The organism is Microbacterium ulmi (assembly GCF_011759705.1).
Lineage (GTDB): Bacteria > Actinomycetota > Actinomycetes > Actinomycetales > Microbacteriaceae > Microbacterium > Microbacterium ulmi.
Genome location: NZ_JAAOZF010000001.1, coordinates 1559980 through 1579236, shown reverse-complemented (window position 1 = coordinate 1579236; position 19257 = coordinate 1559980). Strand labels below are relative to the sequence as shown.

At 70.0% G+C, this 19257-nt stretch carries 11 protein-coding genes; 4 read left to right on the top strand and 7 right to left on the bottom strand.

Annotated features, from left to right (window positions below; translation table 11 throughout):
- Window positions 1–15 precede the first annotated feature (15 nt).
- A complete protein-coding gene (locus FHS08_RS07620) occupies window positions 16–1524 on the bottom strand; it encodes an ABC transporter substrate-binding protein (RefSeq protein WP_167037463.1) in 1509 nt (502 codons plus the stop codon).
- A gap of 185 nt (window positions 1525–1709) precedes the next feature.
- On the opposite strand from FHS08_RS07620, the gene FHS08_RS07615 reads away from it, so the two are divergent.
- From FHS08_RS07615 to FHS08_RS07605, 3 genes are all read left to right on the top strand, one after another.
- The gene (locus FHS08_RS07615) at window positions 1710–3203 is read left to right on the top strand and encodes an aldehyde dehydrogenase family protein (protein WP_167037460.1); all 1494 of its coding nucleotides are present in this window, start codon (window positions 1710–1712) and stop codon (window positions 3201–3203) included.
- Window positions 3204–3317: 114 nt separating this feature from the next.
- Window positions 3318–3989, top strand: a complete 672-nt coding sequence (locus tag FHS08_RS17105; RefSeq protein ID WP_279587800.1) for a GntR family transcriptional regulator — start codon at window positions 3318–3320, stop codon at window positions 3987–3989.
- Window positions 3990–4000: 11 nt separating this feature from the next.
- Window positions 4001–5449 (top strand): FAD-binding oxidoreductase, encoded by a 1449-nt coding sequence (locus tag FHS08_RS07605; protein ID WP_167037454.1) that lies wholly within the window; start codon window positions 4001–4003, stop codon window positions 5447–5449.
- A 156-nt stretch (window positions 5450–5605) separates the two neighbouring features.
- Here FHS08_RS07605 and FHS08_RS07600 read toward each other — a convergent pair whose 3' ends face one another.
- Window positions 5606–7726: an acyl-CoA dehydrogenase family protein gene (locus FHS08_RS07600; protein ID WP_167037451.1), complete on the bottom strand. Its 2121-nt coding sequence runs from the start codon at window positions 7724–7726 to the stop codon at window positions 5606–5608.
- A 208-nt stretch (window positions 7727–7934) separates the two neighbouring features.
- Here FHS08_RS07600 and FHS08_RS07595 point away from each other — a divergent pair, with 208 nt between their 5' ends.
- Entirely contained in the window at window positions 7935–8750 is an 816-nt protein-coding gene (locus tag FHS08_RS07595; protein ID WP_167037447.1) for a glycoside hydrolase family 16 protein, read from the top strand.
- Between the two features lie 28 nt (window positions 8751–8778).
- On the opposite strand, the gene FHS08_RS07590 is transcribed toward FHS08_RS07595, so the two are convergent.
- The 5 genes from FHS08_RS07590 to FHS08_RS07570 form a co-directional block, all read right to left on the bottom strand.
- Entirely contained in the window at window positions 8779–10452 is a 1674-nt protein-coding gene (locus FHS08_RS07590) for a formate--tetrahydrofolate ligase (RefSeq protein ID WP_167037444.1), read from the bottom strand.
- Between the two features lie 851 nt (window positions 10453–11303).
- Complete coding sequence (gene recQ / locus FHS08_RS07585) at window positions 11304–13325, bottom strand: DNA helicase RecQ (RefSeq protein ID WP_341800355.1); 2022 nt, start codon at window positions 13323–13325, stop codon at window positions 11304–11306.
- Between the two features lie 98 nt (window positions 13326–13423).
- Window positions 13424–14014 (bottom strand): hypothetical protein, encoded by a 591-nt coding sequence (locus FHS08_RS07580; RefSeq protein ID WP_167037441.1) that lies wholly within the window; start codon window positions 14012–14014, stop codon window positions 13424–13426.
- Between the two features lie 126 nt (window positions 14015–14140).
- Window positions 14141–16372 carry an accessory Sec system translocase SecA2 gene (secA2, locus tag FHS08_RS07575; protein ID WP_208382232.1) on the bottom strand — a complete coding sequence of 744 codons (2232 nt, stop codon included), beginning with the start codon at window positions 16370–16372 and terminating at the stop codon, window positions 14141–14143.
- Between the two features lie 134 nt (window positions 16373–16506).
- Window positions 16507–19155, bottom strand: a complete 2649-nt coding sequence (locus FHS08_RS07570; protein ID WP_167037435.1) for a DUF3516 domain-containing protein — start codon at window positions 19153–19155, stop codon at window positions 16507–16509.
- Between the last annotated feature and the right edge of the window lie 102 nt (window positions 19156–19257).

The window sequence follows — 19257 nt, the reverse complement described above, 5'->3', positions numbered from 1 at the left end:
GCTCGTCCTTCACGCTCAGGGCTTGATGGACAGGTAGAAGTCGCGGCGCGCCCCGATGGCGAGCGCGTCCGCATCGATGGCCTGCAGGGTACCAGCCCTGTAGATCGCAGCCTGGTTCGTCCAGACTGTGCCGATGAACGGGTACACGACGTTCGCCTGGAACTCCTGAATCGCCTGGAAGGCAGCAGCTCGGTCATCGTCGGACTTCGCGGCTCCGAAGGCGTCGAGCAACGCCGGAAGCTCAGGCGCGATCTCCTCCGGGGGCGCCTGCCACCCGACGCGCGGAAGGACATAGCGCAGAGGGTTCGCATACCAGGCCTGTGTCGTTGCGGATAGGTCATAGTCCGCCTGAAGGAAGCGCGATGCCCAGACCTGCTGCTCGACGGGCTCCAGATCCAGCGTTATTCCAGCATCGGCAAGAGAAGCCTGGAGAATCTCGAAGAACGTGTTCGAGAACGCTTGAGTCGAGTATGTCGCGGTCAGCTCGATGCCGTCCGGGAAGCCGGCCTTCGCGAGGACCTCCTTTGCGAGCGTGACGTCACGCTGGTGATTGGGCAGATCGTCGGGACCCAGGCCGAAGCTGAGGAGCGGGTGCGCAGTCGAGCCGGGAACGGCCTCGCCCAGAAACGCCCCGTCGACGAGCGCCTGCCTGTCGATGGAGAGCGCGATCGCGCGCACGACGTCGGGATTCTGCGTGATCCCGATCCGGCTGAAGTTGATCCAGTAGCCGGCGCCGGGGTATGTCTCGACCTCAAGCGCGCCGTCGGAGCGTGCCTGCTGCAAGGTTGAGGCGTCTTTGGGGAGGATCAGCTTCACATCGCCCGCGTTGAGGGCCGCCAGCTGCGACTGATCCTCTTCGATGAAGCGGATGTCGAGCGTCCGAAAGGCGGGGAGCTCGTCCGGGTCCCAGTAGTCGTCGTTGCGGACGAGCGTGATCGACTGGGCCGGCGAGTAGTCGTCGAAGACGAACGGACCGGTGCCGACCGGATGTGCTGCGGGGTCGTCTGCCTCCGAGTCGAGGATCGAGACACCGATGCCCGAGGGGTCGGCGAGCGTGTAGATGAAGGTGGAGTCGGGCGCCGCGATCGTGATGTCCACCGTCAGGTCGTCGACAGCGGTGATCGACGTGATCGGTTCCAGCCGCTGTGCGATCAGCGGGATTCCCTCCGTCTTCGCCCGTTCGAGCGAGTAGACGACGTCCTCAGCCGTGAAGTCGTTCCCGTCATGGAACGTGACCCCCTCGCGAAGCGAGAACGTATACGTGAGTCCGTCATCCGACAGCTTCCAGTCGGTCGCCAACACGGGCTCGATCGCGCCATCGACAGTTGTCGTGACGAGCGTCTCGTAGACGGTCGACCAGACGATGGAGTCGACGACGTAGAGAGAGCTGCCGATCGGATCGAGTGTGTCGGGTTCGACACCCTCCGCGATCGCGATACGGGCGTCGGTGTCGACGCCTCGTTCCGGCGCAGCCGGCGCACAGGCTACGAGGGTGCTCATCGTCAACAGGGCGACGCTCCCCACGACGATGAGATTCTTGCGAGCTATCACAGGACTGCTCCTCACTCCGGAAACTGCATGTGAGGAGGAGCCGCGAGCCCGGCCCCTCCGTCGGGTCACCCGTACTGTAGTATACAAGCTGTGTACGTGTAAAGTGCTAGGAGTTGGGCGAAGTAGACGTGAAGATCGAGCCAGTAGGGGAATAGCAGATGGATAGTCTCGAGCGGTTTGCCGCGTCCTACATCGACGGCGAGTTCGGCGGCGGCGGCCCCGCGCTGACTCTGGTGAACCCGTCGGACGGAGCACCAGTCCATGAGCTTCGCACAGCGGACGCGGACGATGTCGACGCAGCCGTGCGCGCCGCGGCGACCTCGCAGCTCGCGTGGATGCGACGCACGCCCGCGGAGCGTGCGGCTGCGCTCCATCGTTGGGCGGACCTGATCCTCGAGCACGCGGATGAGCTCGCGCGGCTCGACGTCCTGAGCGTGGGACGCGCCCTCCGGGACGCGCGACCGGAGGCACGCATGATCGCCGCCGTGCCCCGGTACTGGGCGGGCATGACGGACAAGATCCTTGGTCAGCAGATTCCCGCGGTGAACGGGCATCTCTCATTCGTCACCCGCGAACCTCTGGGGGTCATCGGCATCATCCTTCCGTGGAACGGACCACTCGGTGCGTTCGTCGAGAAGGTCTCCGTCGCGATCGCATGCGGCAACTCGGTGGTCGTGAAGCCGTCCGAATACTCTCCGCTGTCCGCACTCCGGCTCGCCGAGCTTGCGGTGCAGAGCGGCATGCCGCGCGGTCTGATAAGCGTCTTGGTCGGCGGCGGCGATGTCGGCGGTCTCGTGGCGAATCACGCAGAGATCATGGGGATCACGTTCACGGGAAGCGTTGCGACGGGGCGGCGCATCGCGCACGCCGCCGCTGACCGGTTCGCCCGGACGACGCTCGAACTCGGAGGCAAGTCCGCCAATGTCGTCTTCGCCGACGCCGACCTTGACGCGGCCGTGCGAGGAACCACCTGGGGCGTCTTCTACAACGCTGGACAAGTGTGCTGCTCAGGCACCCGGCTTCTCGTCCACGAGGACATCCAGGACGTCTTCGTGGCCGAGCTGCTCGCCCGTATGTCACGAGTTCGGGTTGGCGACCCGCTCGACGAGAGCAACCACATCGGCCCTGTCGTGTCGGCGCGGCAGTTCGCGCAGATCACAGGGCTGCTGGAGCGGGCCGAGGGCGATGGCGCCACCATCGTCCGATCGGCCTCGAACGGCTCGGGACGCACGCCGTCCGGCTACTATTGCGACCCCACCGTCGTGCTCGACGCCGACACCTCTTCGGAAGTCGCTCAACGTGAGATCTTCGGCCCCGTGCTCACGGTCATCCCCTTCAGGACCGAGCAAGACGCGCTGGAGATCGCGAACGGAGTGGAGTACGGTCTCGCAGCGAAGGTCTGGACACGAGATCTAGGACGCATGCTCCGCATGGCGCATCAACTCGAGGCCGGATCGATCTGGGGCAACACGGCTCAGGTCGCGTCACCCGCACTTCCGTTCGGAGGATTCAAAGCCAGCGGTTCCGGAACATCCTCGGGGCAGATCGCCGTCGATGGCGTGACTCGAGCGAAGGCCGTGTCGCTTCGGTACGCGGAGGATGCCCCGACGCCGGGCTGGGACGACATCATCGATACGAATCATGACCTCTAGCCGTCGGTCGACACGTAGCATGGCAGGCGCACACATACGGACTGAGCGCGTGAATCCTCCTCCCTTCGGCGGCACACACGACTGCGGCGTCCCCCATCGAGCGACAGGGTCACAATGACCGCTTTGCGAAGCACTGGTGCTGGCGAATCGGATCTCGCGCGAGATCGGATCTACGAACTCCTCAAGGCAGAGATCCTCTCGGGCCAGGTCGCTCCCGGCACGGCCCTCTCCGAGAACGTCCTCGCTCGCCAGCATGGCGTGAGTCGCACTCCAGCCCGAGAGGCGATTCACCGGCTGTCACTCGAGGGGCTCGTCGAAGCGGTGCCGAAGCGAGGCACCTTTGTCGCCCCGCTCCCGAGTCCGCGCGAGGTGCGAGAGCTCTATGAGCTGCGTGAGGCGATCGCAGGGATGGCCGCTCGTCTCGCCGCGAGACGCGGAACGCCGGATGGTATCGCCGACCTCCATCGGATTCGAGACGCGATGGCGGAGGCGGTCGATCTGAACACGCGCGGGGTGCTCGCGGACGAGTGGATCGTGTGCATCGACAGGATGAGCGGCAATGAGTTGCTGGCCGTGACCAACCAGTCGCTTCTGGACAGACTTCACCGGTACCGCCACGCGGTGATGCGCGCCGACGGGGAGTACTTCCACACCGCTCTCGGAATCCGACGACGACTGGCCGATGCGATCGAGGCGAGGGACGGCGACATGGCAGAGGAACTCGCGAGAGAGATCGTGCGCAAGGTGAGCCATGAAGTGCTCCGCATGCTCACGGAGGTGTGGTGACACCCCGTCCTATGGAGCGACATGAGGCCGCCGGGTCGTCTGGGCCGACGAACTCAGCGGCCGACGCGGATGCCTGGACAGCATTCCTGTCCGACATCTCCCCGCTTCGTGTCGATGCATCCGACGCCGCGCTCGTTGACGCCTCGACCGACCGGGCCTGGACCGTTGCGCCGGTCCTACCGAGAGCACTCGTCCGGTGCGAAAGCGTCTCGGATGTCGTTCGTGTGCTTCGAGCCGCGAACCTGTGGCGAATCCCCGTGGTTCCCAGAGGAGCTGGCACCGGCTTGTCTGGCGGCGCGGCCGCCGTCGACGGATGTGTGGTGCTGGATCTGTCACGAATGGACCGGATCCTCGAGATCGACCCCGTCTCACGCACTGCTGTCGTCGAGGCCGGGGTCATCAACAAGAGTCTCGACGTTGCTGTCGCCGTGCACGACCTTGCCTTCGCCCCGGACCCGGCAAGCTCCGCCATCAGCACTGTCGGAGGAAACATCGCCACCAATGCGGGTGGGTTGCGTTGCGTCAAGTACGGGACCACGCGAGGATCCGTGCTCGCCGTTCGGGTCGTTCTTGCGGACGGAGAAGTCGTATGTCTCGGCGGCAAGACTCGGAAGAACGCGACGGGGCTCGACCTTCTGGGCTTGATCGTGGGATCGGAGGGGTCCCTCGGTGTCATCGTCGAAGCGACCGTGGCACTGATCCCAAGGCCGTGGAACGAGCAGATGATCCTCGCCTGCTTCGATGACGAGTCGGCGCTCGAGCGTGCGGCCGAGGCGGTCGCCAGAAGCCGAGTCGTACCAGCCGCCTTCGAGATGATGGATCGCGAGTCGATCGGAGTCGTCGGCGAGCGACTGCTCCGGCTCCTGGACATCGACCGGCTCGGAGCGGGCCTCCTCATCGTCAGAACAGATGGAGCGGGCGCCTCGGCCGAGATCGAGGCCCTCGCTGCGAGCCTCTCGGTCCCGGGCGTCCGGCCGAGCAGGCGGCTCAGTGCACCGGAATCCGAGCTCGTGATGCAGTTGCGTCGGGGGAGCGGCGTCGAGGGTGTCGGCGACCCACAGGTGGGATCGGATGACCGTTGGTGGCTCGGAGAAGACATGACGCTCCCGATTCGGTCGCTCGCTCGGTACCTCCGTCATGCGCGGTCGGTCGCTGCTTCCCATGAGGTCCGAATCAGCCATATCGCGCATCTCGGAGACGGCAACGTCCATCCATCTCTGACTCTTGCGAAGGAGTACGGATCCGAGGAGGACGCGCGAACGTGGCTGCAGGCGGCCGCGGACGAACTGGTTCGATTCGCGCTGGCCGAGGGAGGGGCGCTTACGGGCGAGCATGGCGTGGGCCTGGCCAAACTCCCCTGGATCGATGAGGCACTGTCGCTCGAGGTCCGGGAGATCCAACGGCGAGTGAAGCGGGCGCTGGATCCGAATGGAATCCTCAACCCGGGAAAGGCGCTCTGAGTCCACTGGTCCTCGTCGGTGTCGCAGCATCGACTCACCGAACAGGGGCTCTCTCGAGCGTTGTGGCAGGTGCGCAGGCGGTTCTTCTGCGGACGTCCGCGCCGCGCTGTCTATCGGGTGCAGAGGCCGGACACCTCTGCACCCGCAGGCCTGCGGCTACTTCTTCCTGAGCGACTTCTCCGACACGGGCGCCTCGCCGGACGCGTTGAGCGCCGCGTAGTGCGCGCGCGCGTCATCCTGGCGCACCTTCTCGGCACCCGACGCGATGGGCGCGCGGACGTGCTCGGGCTCGAAGCCGAAGGCGTCGACGAGGTCTTGCGCGTGGGGTCGCACCCGCACGCACAGCCGGTCGATGTACCGCGAGACGGATGCCGCGCGCTGCGCCGAGAGGCGTCCGCTGATGAGGTACCAGGCGAGGTGCCTCTCGATGATCGAGAGCCCGAACAGGTCGCGCAGCCACGTCAGCACCTCCTTCGTGCCGGCGTCCTGGACGTGATTGACGCCGTCGGTGAAGGCCTCCCACTGCAGCAGCTCGCCGTGCGCGCGGGCCGCCTCGATGAGCTCGGCCTGGTGCGCGTTGAACAGCGCGGCGGCCTCGGCGGGCGAGAGCTTCCCGGCGGGTCGCAGGGCGGCCGCGAGGTCGGCGACCATCCGCTGCACGCGGCCGGCGAGCAGGTCGTGCTGCTGGTCGGCCCGCAGGCCCAGTTCGACCGAGCGGGCCGTCGAGCCGAAGTCTGTGACGGCCTGGCCGAGGCGCCGCAGGCCCGCTCCGTGGAAGAGCTTGCCCGCCGTCTGCCCGACCGCGAACTTCGCGAGGGCCGCGGCATCCTTGCCCTTGAACTGCTTCGCGTAATCGGACAGCAGCCGCTTCCCGACGAGCTGCAGCAGGACGTTGTTGTCGCCCTCGAACGTCACGTAGACGTCGAGGTCCTGGTGCAGGCCCACGAAGCGGTTCTCGGCGATGAAGCCCGCGCCGCCGCATGCCTCGCGGCACTCCTGGATCGTCGAGAGGGCGTTCCAGGTCGAGAGGGGCTTGAGCGCCGCCGCGAGCGTCTCGAGGTCTTCGCGCTCCTCGGGGGTGTCGCTCGCGCCGCTGAAGACGCCGTCGAACTTCTTGAGCAGCTCGTCGTGCGCGAAGAACTGTGCGTACGTCTGCGCGACCCGCGGCAGGAGGCGCCGCTGGTGCTTGCCGTAGTCGAGCAGCACGACCTCGTCGGTGCCAGAGCCCGAGTCGAACTGGCGGCGCTGGTTCGCGTACGTGATCGCGATGTACTCGGCGAGCGCCGTGCCCGTCGTCGCGGCGCCGTCGAGCGACACGCGGCCCTGCACGAGTGCGCCGAGCATCGTGAAGAAGCGGCGGCCGGGAGACGGGATGTCGCTCGAGTACGATCCGTCGGCGGCGACCTCGCCGTAGCGGTCGAGCAGGTTCTCGCGCGGGATGCGCACGTGGTCGAACGCGATGCGGCCGTTGTCGATGCCGTTGAGGCCGCCCTTGACGCCGTCGTCCTCCGTCGTGATGCCGGGGAGGTCGTTGCCTTCCTCGTCGCGGATCGGCACGAAGAAGCAGTGCACGCCGTAGTTGACGCCGCCCGTGATGAGCTGCGCGAAGACCGTCGCGGCCTTGCCGTGCAGGCCGGCGTTGCCCAGGAACTCCTTCGTCGCGCCGCGGAACGGCGTGTGGATGACGAACTCCTCCGCCTCGGCGTCATAGGTCGCCGTCGTGCCGATGGCGGCGACATCCGATCCGTGCCCGATCTCGGTCATCGCGAAGGCGCCGGGGAGGCGCAGGTCGATGAGCTGCTCGAGCCACCGGTCGTGGTGCTTCTTCGTGCCGAGCTGATAGATCGCCGAGCCGAACAGGCCCCACTGCACGCCCGACTTGATCTGCAGGCTCGGGTCGGCCAGCACCAGCTCCTGGAACCCCGCGAGGTTCGCGCCGTTGTCGCCGAGGCCGCCGTACTCCTTCGGGAACGCGCGGCGCGAGCCGCCGTGCTGCACGAGCAGATGCAGCTGCGACAGGACGCGCTCGCGGTGCTCGGGCACCGGCATCCCGTCGACGCGCCAGAACGCGGGGTCCTTGATCATCTCGCGCGCCTCGCGCCGCGTGGAGGCCCACGTGCCGAGCAGCATGTCCGTGACTGCCGCGACGTCGATGCGGGGCTCGGATGCCTCCGCCGCGCGTGCCTCGTCGGCGCTGTGAGGCGCGGTCGGCGCACCGCCTGCGGGCGTGCGCCTGCTCGTGGCGGGCTTCTTGGGACGGACAGCGGCGTCGGTCATTGCACATCACCTTCCGTTGTGATGAGTGAAAGAGGAGAGTTCCCTTCGACGGTAGATCTCCCACAACACGCACCCAACTGCCCTGGAGGTACCGCACAACCTCGCGAGGGCACGTCTCGTGCAAGGGTTGTGCCCTCCCGACAGCCGAGCACCCACGGGTGCACGAGGCGCTCGGTTCGCGGGATCATCGAATCGGCGGTGATGACGGATGCCTGCAACCCCGACGCGAGGAGAGGACGCTCCTCTCGACCTCACGGGACGGATGCCCGACGTCGACGAGCGCTTCGGCGAGGGCGTCCTCGACGAGACGCTGTGGTGGCCGTACTACACGCCGCACTGGTCGACACGGGAGCGCTCCGCCGCACGGTACACCGTCGAGCGCGACGGGCTCGAGCTGCGCATCGACGCCGACACGCCCGCGTGGGCGCCCGAGTCCGACGGCGGCATCCGGTGCTCGCACCTGCAGACGGGGCAGTGGTCGGGACCTGCCGGCTCGACGACGGGCCAGCACCGGTTCCGCCCGGGCCTGGTCGTGCGGGAGGCGCAGCCCGAGCGGCGGCTGCTGCTGCCGCACTTCGGCGTGATCGAGGTGCGGATGGCAGCCGTGCGGCATCCCGACGCGATGGTCGCCTTCTGGCCGATCGGCTTCGAGGAGGACCCCGACGACTGCGGAGAGATCTGCGTCGCCGAGATCTTCGGCTCCGAGCTCGACGACCAAGGCGGCTGGGTGGGCGTCGGAGTGAAGCCGCAGAACGATCCACGCCTGCGACTCGACGTGGAGAAGGTGCGCGTCGACGGCGACCTCACCGACTTCCACGACTATGCCGTCGAATGGACGCCCGATCGCCTGCGGTTCTTCATCGACCACCGCTGGGTGAAGACGGTCGACCAGCGCATCGACTACCCCGTGCAGCTCATGCTCGACGTGTTCGAGCTTCCGCGCGACGACGGCACGCGCGATCTCGCGGCGCTGCCCCACCGGTTCCGGGTCGAGCGCGTGCGCGTCTTCCCGCCCGTCGGATGACGCTCTCGGCCCGGCGGCGGCATCCGTCTCAGAAGAGCCCCACGATCCGCCCGTCGTCCGTCACGTCGATCGACTCGGCGGCGGGCCGGGCGGGGAGCCCCGGCATCGTCATGATGTCGCCGCACACCATGACGACGAACTCCGCTCCTGCGGCGAGACGCACCTCGCGGATGTCGACCATGTGCCCGTGCGGAGCGCCCCGCAGTCGCGGGTCGGTCGAGAACGAGTACTGCGTCTTGGCGACGCAGACCGGCAGCCGCCCATACCCCTCGTCCTGCAGGCGCTTCAGCTGCGTGCGGACGGCGGTCGACGCCGTGATGTCGGCGGCGCCGTAGACCTGCGTCGCGATCGCCTTCATCTTCTGCCACAGCGTCGCATCGTCGGGGTACGTGAAGCGGAGGTCGCTGGGCTCTGCGCACAGCCGCACGACCTCGCGGGCGAGGTCTTCCGCGCCCGCGCTGCCCTCGGCGTAGTGCCGCGCGGGGATCGCGGTCACACCGAGGCGCGCGGCGCCCGCGATGAGGGCGTCGATCTCGGCGGGCGAGTCCTCGGCGCGCTGGTTGATCGCGACGACGCACGGGATGCCGAACACCTCCCGCACCGTATGGATGTGCCGCCCGAGGTTCGCGAGGCCGCGATCGAGCGCCGGCACGTCCTCGACGGGGAGGTCCGCGACATCCACTCCCCCGTGGTACTTCATCGCCCGGACCGTCGCGACGATCACGGCGGCGCTCGGCCGCAGGCCCGACGAGCGGCACAGGATGTCGACGAACTTCTCCGCGCCGAGGTCGGCCCCGAACCCCGCCTCCGTCACGACGTAGTCGGCGAGGCGCAGCGCGGAGTCCGTCGCAATGACGGAGTTGCAGCCGTGCGCGATGTTCGCGAACGGGCCGCCGTGGACGAACGCGGGAGTGTGCTCGAGCGTCTGCACGAGGTTGGGGGCGAGCGCGTCGCGCAGGATCGCGGCCATCGCACCGTGGGCGTGCAGATCGCGCGCGCGGATCGGCATCCTGTCCCTCGTGTGGGCGACGACGATCCGGCCCAGGCGCTCCTTGAGGTCGGCCAGGCTCGTCGCGAGGCAGAAGATCGCCATGACCTCGCTCGCGACGACGATGTCGAAGCCCGACTCGCGGGGGTAGCCGTTCGAGACGCCGCCCAGGCCCTGCACGATGTCGCGCAGCGCGCGATCGCTCACGTCGAGCACACGCCGCCACGTGATGCGGCGCACGTCGATGCCGAGCTCGTTGCCCTGCTGGATGTGGTTGTCGATCAGCGCCGCGAGCAGGTTCGTCGCGATCTGGATCGCCGCGAAGTCGCCCGTGAAGTGCAGGTTGATGTCCTCCATGGGCACGACCTGCGCGTAGCCGCCGCCGGCGGCGCCGCCCTTCATGCCGAACACGGGCCCGAGTGCGGGCTCGCGCAGGCAGATCATGGCGCGCTCGCCGATGCGGGTCAGCGCGTCGCCGAGTCCGACGGTCGTCGTGGTCTTCCCCTCGCCCGCCGGGGTGGGCGAGACGGCGGTCATCAGGACGAGCTTTCCCTGCGGTCGATCGCGCAGGGATGCGAGGAACGGGAGCGCCACCTTCGCCTTGTGCCTGCCGTACTGTTCGAGCGCGTCATCCGGGATGCCGAGCCGGCCGGCGATGGACGTGATGGGCTGGAGCACCGCCGCCTGGGCGATGTCGATGTTGCTGAGACTCATGCGCGACCCTCCGTCGGGCCTCGTCGCCCGCCGGGATAAGCCTATGCGGATAGGTATCGATCTGTCGGGTTTGGGCGCGGGCGCGGGTTTGGGCGCGGGGACGGCGCTCGGAGCGAGCGCGGGTTCGGGCGCGGGTTTGGGCGCGGGCGCGGGGACGGCGCTCGGCGCTCGGCGCGGGGACGGCGCTCGGCGCTCGGCGCGGGCGCGGGGACGGCGCGGGCACGCGACCGCGCCAGTTCGGTGCAGCCGTGGCACATACATACGCCGCGGCTGCACGAAACAACAGCCAACGCGGGAACGGAACCGCGCCGCGCGCGGCGCGCGGCAACCCGCGACGGGACTGGCCCTGACCACCCCGGCATGACGCCGCCGACCCCAGCGCGACTGACCCCCCAGTCACTCACCCGACCGCGCCAGTTCGGTGCATCCGCGGCACATACATACGCCGCGGCCGCACCAAACAACAGCCAACGCAGGAACGGAACCGCGCCGCGCGCCGCGCCGCCGCCGCACAAAACAACAGCAGCCGAGGTGGCTCAAGGCGTGGCTACGGGGACTGGTCGCGGCGTGCGCACGGGGTCGGGGCGCACGGGTTCCGGCGCACTCCCCGACCGCGCCAGTTCGGTGCATCCGCGGCACATACATACGCCGCAGATGCACGAAACAACAGCCAACGCGGGAACGGAACCGCGCCGCGCGCGGCGCCGCGCGAAACAGCACCAGCCGAGGGACCGCAACCGGCTACGCCCCGCGACGGCCCAACGCCCCGCGACGGGCCAGCACCCCGCGACGGGCCCGCGCCCGCCGCGACGGGCCTTGCGCCCGCGACGGGCAGCGCCCGCGGCGCGGCGTCAGTGCGCCGCGACGACCGCGAGGACCGCCTCGCCGTACGCCTCGCGCTTCTTCGCCCCGATGCCCGAGACGCCGTCGAGGTCGGCGAGGCTCGTCGGCCTGTGCTCCGCGAGGGCGCGCAGCGTCGCGTCGCCGAAGACGATGTACGCGGGCACGCCCTGCTCGCGCGCCTGCTCGGCCCGCCACGCGCGCAAGGCCTCGAAGAGGCCGCGGTCGGCGGCATCCAGGCTGTCGCTCGCCGTCGCCTTGCGCACGCGCGTCGCCGCCGCGCGGCCCATGCTGTCGCGCCGCAGCGGCACGGCCGTCTCGCCCTTGAGCACGCCGGCGGATGCCTCGGACAACGCGAGTGTGCCGTACTCGCCGCGTGCGACCAGCAGCCGTCGGGCGAGCAGCTGCCGCACGACGGAGCGCCAGTCCTGCTCGGACAGATCGGCGCCGAGCCCGTACGTCGCGAGCGCGTCGTGGCCCTGCTGGCGGATACGCTCGGTCGAGCTGCCGCGGAGGATGTCGATGAGGTGGCCCGCGCCGAAGGCCTGACCCCGCTCGCGCTGGAGCCGGACGATCGTCGACATGAGCTTCTGTGCGGCCACGAGCCCGTCGAAGGTCTCAGGGGCTTCGAGGCACGTGTCGCAGTTTCCGCACGGCTCGGATGCCTCGCCGAAGTAGCCGAGCAGGTTCTGGCGGCGGCATCCCACCGTCTCGCACAGCGCGAGCATCGCGTCGAGGTGCTGCCCCATGCGCTGCTTGAACGCCCGGTCGCCCTCGCCCTGGTCGATGAAGCGCCGCTGCTGCACGACATCCGCCAGGCCGTACGCCATCCACGCGACCGACGGATCGCCGTCGCGGCCCGCGCGACCCGTCTCCTGGTAGTACCCCTCGACCGACTTGGGCAGATCGATGTGGGCGACGAAGCGCACGTCGGGCTTGTCGATGCCCATGCCGAACGCGATCGTCGCGACCATGACGACGGCGTCGTCGCGCAGGAACCGCGACTGGTTCGCGGCACGGATGCCGGCATCGAGCCCCGCGTGATACGGCAGGGCGTCGACGCCCTGTGCACGCAGGAACTCTGCCGTCTGCTCGACCGACTTGCGGCTGAGCGTGTAGACGATGCCCGCCGATCCCTCGGGCTGCGCGCGGATGAAACTCAGGAGCTGGCGGCGCGGGTCGACCTTCGCTTCGATGCGGTACTGGATGTTCGGCCGATCGAAGCTCGCGACGAAGTGGCGGGCGCTGGGAAGATGGAGGCGTTCGCTGATCTCGCGATGCGTCTCGCGCGTGGCGGTAGCCGTGAGAGCCATGCGCGGAACGCCGGGGAACCGCTCGGCGAGATCGCCGAGCCCGAGGTAGTCGGGACGGAAGTCGTGGCCCCACTGCGAGACGCAGTGCGCTTCGTCGATCGCGATGACGCTGAGCCGCCCGCGCTGCAGCAGCGCCGTCGTCTGGCCGACGTTGAGCCGCTCGGGGGCGACGTACAGGAGGTCGAGCTCTCCGTTCAGATACGCGCGCTCCACCGCTGCCCGCTCGCCGGACGCCTGCGTCGAGTTGAGGTACGCCGCGCGCACGCCGTTGGCGATCAGCGCGTCGACCTGGTCGTGCATGAGGGCGATGAGCGGGCTCACGACGAGCCCCGTCCCCGGCCGCACGAGCGCGGGCACCTGGTACGTCACGCTCTTGCCGCCGCCCGTCGGCATCAGCACGACGGCGTCGCCGCCGGCCACGACGTGCGCCACGATGTCGGCCTGGTCGCCGCGGAACGCGTCGTACCCGTAGACCTCGTGGAGCACGACGTGCGGATCGGCGCCCGTGAAGTCCCGCGCGGACGATGCGAGGACGGATGCCGCGGCCGGGCCTCCATCGCCGTCGTCCGGCGGAGGCGTCCAGCCGTCGTCCGGCGGAGGCGTCCAGCCGTCGTCCGGCGGCGGCGCGAACCCGTCGGCGTCGGCGGGCGGCACCAGGGCGTCGGGAGTCCAGACCAGGTCTGCGTAGGGATCGGCATCCCAGCCCGAAGTCGACGTCACCCGACCACACTAACCGCGCCCACCGACGCGACCGCCCTCGAGCGCCGTCGCGCGCAGGTCGCCCGGTTCGCGGGCTGTGGAGGAACGGATGCCTCCCGTCAGCCGAAGCCGCCACCGCCTCCGTCGAGGCCGCCCCCTCCGAACCCGCCTCCGTCGAGGCCGCCTCCTCCGAACCCGCCTCCGTCGAACCCTCCTCCGAACCCGCCTCCGTCGAAGCCGCCGTACCCGCCGTCGAGTCCCGCAGAGCCCGACGAGCCCAGGTCGCCCACCCACGCCGGCTCACCCGCGAGCGCGATGGAGCCCGCACCGACCGAGAAGTAGGTCGCGACGGACTGCGACGAGAGGAAGGAGAACGCGACAGCGGTGATCAGACTCGGATCGTCGAGCGGCCAGAGCGGATGCCGTGCGTCGGACGACAGGAGGCCGGAGGCATCCCGACCCACCGGCGGAGGCACGTTCTCGGCACCCGCCGCGGCCTGCGCACGGCCCTCTGCCGTCGCACGCCGCAGCACGCGCGCGAGGAGTGCGGGCTCGGCCTTCTGCGCACGTTCGGCCTCCGACATGAACGGCCGCAGCCGGTCGAACGTCTCCCGCCTCGTCTCGGCAGGCAGCTCTTTGAACGCCGACTCGTGCGCCTTCTCGATGACGCTCGCGGGGAGCGTGCTCAGCAGATAGACGTAGCGCGACATCCGCTCTTCGTCGGACACCGCGGCATAGGGGTGGGCGGTGCGCCGACGCCGAAACCACAGTCCCATCGCGAACCTCCGGATCGGTGTGGCACCAGGCTACGCTCCGCGCGACGTTCGGGGGCGTCGTCACTCGATGCGGTACACCCGCTGGCGCATCTGGCGTCCGAGCCCCCGTGCGAGGCGGTCTCCCGGGCTGCCGAGCGGGTTGTCGCTCATCATGTACGTCCACGTCGCGGACGGCCGTCGCAGGCCCAGGTCGGCGAGGTCGCGCCCGACGTCGTCCGGACCGAGGCGCGAGACGACGTCCGCGGCGTCGGCGAAGGCGCCGTCGACCACGCCCTCGAACTCGCGCAACGCGATGCGGTGGAACTCGTCGGCGGGGTTCCTGCCGGCGAGCGCCTGCAGATGGATGCCGTCGCGCACCTCCGCGAGCATGCCGAGGTGGTCCTGCCAGCGCTCGTCGAGGAAGTGGAGCACGATACCGCGGGCGGTCGCGGCGACAGCATCCCGCCCCGCCTGGGTCTCGAGGGCCTCGACCTCGGCCGGCCGGCGCTCGCGGACCACGTCGAGCGCGGCATCCGTCGATGTCAGCATCTCTTCGCGATGCCGCAGGACGGCCTCGCGCTGGTGCGCCGTCGCACGATGGTAGGCCCACGTTGACCGATGCCGGTCGAGGCGCACGCCCTCGGCGATTCGCTGGCAGCTGTCGACGATGCGACGGCGCTCGCGCGGGGTGAGAGTCGCGCCGCGGCGGGCGATCTTCGCGAGGAGATGCGCGGGGGCGTGCGCCTGCACGAGGTCGTCGTCGAGGCTCACGAAGGCGAGGGATGCCCCGGGGTCGCCCTGACGCCCCGCCCGGCCGCGCAGCTGCGCGTCGAGCCTGTTCGACGGGAAGCGCCCGCTCGCGAGCACGGCGAGCCCCCCGGCGACGGCGACCCGCTCGTGGTCGTGCTCGTCGGCGCCGCCGAGGCGGATGTCGGTGCCGCGGCCCGAGAGCTGCGTCGAGATCGTGACGGCGCCGAACTCGCCCGCGCGGGCGATCACCTCGGCCTCGTGCGCGTCGTTCTTCGCGTTGAGCACCTGCACATCGAGGCCTTGCGCGCGCAGGGCGTCGCCGAGCTCCTCCGACTCGGCGACGCTCTGCGTCCCGACGAGCACGGGCTGGCCGCGCTCGTGCCGCGCTCGCACCTCGGCGATGAGCGCCGGCCGACGCTCGTCGCTCGTGGCGAAGACCCGATCGGGCTCGTCCACGCGGATGCGCGGGCGGTGCGGCTCGATGCGTCCCGTGCGCAGCTCGTAGAACTCGGCGAGGTCGGCCGCGACCGCGACCATCGTGCCGCTCATGCCCGACAGCGTGCGGTACTGCCTGAGCAGGTCTTGCACCGTGAGCTGGTCGAGGACGACGCCGGGCTCCGTCGCGGAGACGCCCTCGGCGGCCTCGACCGCCGCATGGAGCCCGTCGGGCCAGCGCTGCAGATGCGCGACGCGTCCGCGTCCCGTGTCGACGAGCCGCACGACGCCGTCGTCGACGATGTAGTCGACGTCGCGCACGACGAGCACGCGCGCGTGCAGCGCGAGATTGATGCGCGTCAGCAGAGGGGCGTGCTCTGCCGCATAGAGATTGACGCCGCCGAGCCGCGCTTCGAGCGCGTCGAGCCCGGCATCCGTCAGCGACACCGTCGCGTGATCCGCGTCGACCTCGTAGTGGGTGCCGGGCTCGAGGTGATCCGCGAGCGCGGTCGCGGCCGCGAGGTCGGCGCCCTCGTCATCGGATGCCCCGGCCAGCACGAGCGGCGACATCGCCTCGTCGATCATGACGGCGTCGGCCTCGTCGACGATCGCGACGTCGAACTCGGGCGCGACGCGGTCGGCGGCATCCTGCGCGAACCGATCGCGCAGCACGTCATAGCCGACTTCGCTCACCGGTGCGTAGACGACCTGGGCGCGATAGGCGGCACGGCGCTCGTCGCGCGCGGTGCGCTGGCCGACCCACGCGACGCTCACCCCCAGTCGCTCGAAGAGCGGTCCCATCCACTCGGCGTCGCGCTGCGCGAGGTAGTCGTTGACCGACAAGACGTGCACGCGCCGGCCGCCGAGCGCCTGTGCGGCCGCCGCGAGGGCGCCGACGAGCGTCTTCCCCTCGCCCGTGTCGAGCTCGACGGCGTGCCCCGCGAGCAGCGCCGCGACGGCGGCGAGCTGTTCGTCGAAAGGCGTCAGGCCGAGGGCGTGGATCGCGGACTCGCGGAGCGGGGCGAGGCGGGCGAGGGATGCCGCGTCCGCGGCATCCGGAGCGAAGCGGGCGAACGACACGGCGCCGCCGAGGCCCATCGCCCTGCCCAGCCAGTCCTTCGCGCCCACGCATGCCACGCTATGCGCACTGCCGACGCCCGCGGCTCACAGGCTTCGCAGAATCGCGCGTGCTGCGCAGCATCCTCCCGAATCTCTGCGAACCCGGCGCGACTCTGCGAAGTCTGTGACACGGCGGACCAGCGCTACAGCCGCACGACCTCCGTCACCCGCACGATCGCCGCGCCCTCCTCCTCCGACGCGGAGAGGTCGACCTCGGCGCGGATGCGCCAGTCGTGGTTGCCGTCGGGATCGTCGATCGTCTGCTCGGCGCGCCATATGCCGTTCGCGGCATCCGTCTCGTCGACCGTGACGAGCTGCGGCGATCGCGCGGGTCCTCCCGTGAGGATCACGTCGTGCTCGTCGTAGTAGGAGTCGAGGGCGGCGGGCCAGTCGACGTCGGGGTCAAGGGCGACGAGTGCATCATCGTCCTGCAGCGCCGCGAGCTGGACGCGGCGGAAGAGCTCGTTGCGCACGAGCACGAGGAAGGCTCGGCGGTTCGTGAGGATGGAGGGCGGCGCGGGCGGCACGACCGGGGCATCCGGATCGCCGACCGGGTCGACGAGCGCCGACCACTCGTCCACGAGCGAAGAGTCCACCTGCCGGACGAGCTCGCCGAGCCACTCGATGACGTCGAGCAGCTCGTCGGTGCGCGCCTCGGCGGGGACGGTCTGGCGGATCGCGCGATACGCGTCGCTGAGGTAGCGGAGGACGAGTCCCTCGCTGCGGCCGAGCTGGTAGAAGGAGACAAACTCGCCGAACGACAGGGCGCGCTCGAACATGTCGCGCACGACCGACTTGGGCGACAGCTCGAAGTCGCGCACCCACGGCTGGCTCGAAGCGAACACCTCGAACGCCTGCGCGAGCAGCGCGGCGAGAGGCTTCGGATACGTGATCCCCTCGAGCAGCGCCATGCGCTCGTCGTACTCGATGCCGTCGCGCTTCATCGCGGCGACGGCCTCGCCGCGGGCCTTGAACTCCTGCTGCCCGAGGATCGCGCGCGGGTCGTCGAGCGTCGCCTCGATGACGCTCACGACGTCGAGCGCGTAGTGGTCCGTGCCGACGGATGCCGCGGCCGCGGCATCCGTTCGCCGGAGAGTCGCCGCATCCTCGGAGGATTCGGGCGCGATCGTCCGAGCTTCGCGCGACCCTCCGACCCCGGTGCCCCGCCCCAGCTCGACGCCGGGGTCGAGCAGCTCGATCGCGGCCAGGGCGAAGGGCGAGAGCGGCTGGTTGAGCGCGAAGTTCGGCTGCAGGTCGACGGTCAGGCGGACGACGGATGCCGAGGGCGCGGACGTATGCGGCGCGGGGACCACCTCGACGACCCCGGCCTGGCGGAGCGTCCGGAAGATCGCGAGAGCGCGCCGCGCGAGCTCGTACTGCCGCGCCTTCGGCTCGTGGTTGTCGAAGACGAGCGACCGCACGTTGCCGAAGACGTCTCCGCCGCGGCCGATCAGGTTGATGAGCATCGCGGCGGTGAGCTGGAGGTGCGGCTCGAGCGGCTCGGGCTGGGCCGCGACGAGCCGCTCGAACGACCCCTCACCCCAGTTCACGATGCCGACGGGGGCCTTCTTGCGCACGATCTTCTTGCGCTTCGCGGGGTCGTCGCCCGCCTTCGCGAGCGCGACCGCGTTCTCGATCTCCCACTCCGGCGCCATCACGACGACGTTTCCGTACGTGTCGAATCCGGCGCGGCCCGCGCGGCCCGCGACCTGGTGGAACTCGCGCGCCGTGAGCTGCCGCATCCGCGTTCCGTCGTATTTCGACAGCGCAGCCACGACGACCGTCCGGATCGGCACGTTGATGCCGACGCCGAGCGTGTCGGTGCCGCAGATGACGCGCAGCAGGCCCCGCTGCGCGAGCGTCTCGACGAGCCGGCGGTAGCGCGGCAGCATGCCCGCGTGATGCATGCCGATGCCGGCCCGCACGAGCCGCGAGAGCGTCTTGCCGAACGCGGTCGTGAAGCGGAACCCGCCGATCGCGTCGGCGATCGCATCGCGCTGCTCCCGCGTCGCGACCCGCACGGAGGCGAGCGCCTGGGCCCGCTCCATCGCGGCGGCCTGCGAGAAGTGCACGATGTAGACGGGCGCCTCGCCCTCCTCGAGGAGTCGCTCCAGCGTCTCCTGCACGGGCACGCGCACGTAGGAGAAGTGCAGCGGAACGGGTCGCTCGACGCCCGTCACCTGGGCGGTCGGCCGTCCCGTCCGCCGGGTGAGGTCGGCCGCGATCTCGGCGACGTCGCCGAGGGTCGCCGACATGAGCAGGAACTGCGCGCGCGGCAGCAGCAGGAGCGGCACCTGCCACGCCCACCCGCGCTCGGGGTCGCCGTAGTAGTGGAACTCGTCCATGACGACCTGGTCGACCACGGCATCCGCGCCCTGGCGCAGCGCGAGGTTGGCGAGGATCTCGGCCGTGCAGCACACGATGGGCGCGTCGGGGTTGACCGACGAGTCGCCCGTCACCATCCCGACCCGCTCGGCGCCGAAGATCTCGACGAGCGCGAAGAACTTCTCGCTCACGAGCGCCTTGATGGGAGCCGTGTAGTAGGTGCGTCCGCCCTGTGCGACGCACGCCGCGTGCGCCGCGATCGCGACGAGCGACTTGCCCGTCCCCGTCGGCGTCGACAGGACGACGTTCGCGCCGGACACGAGCTCGATGACGGCCTCGTCCTGCGCGGGATACAGCGCGAACCCGGCGTCGGCGGCCCACTCCACGAACGCGTCGTAGATCGCGTCGGGGTCGGGCGTCGAGGCGGCGGGCCCGGATGCCGCGGCGATCGTGTCGAGAAGGGTCACGGTTCGAGTCTGCCGTGTCTCGGACGACGCCGACGCCGGGCGACCGCTCAGCCGAGCCCGAGGTCGGGCGCCGGGCGACCGCTCAGCCGAGCCCGAGGTCGG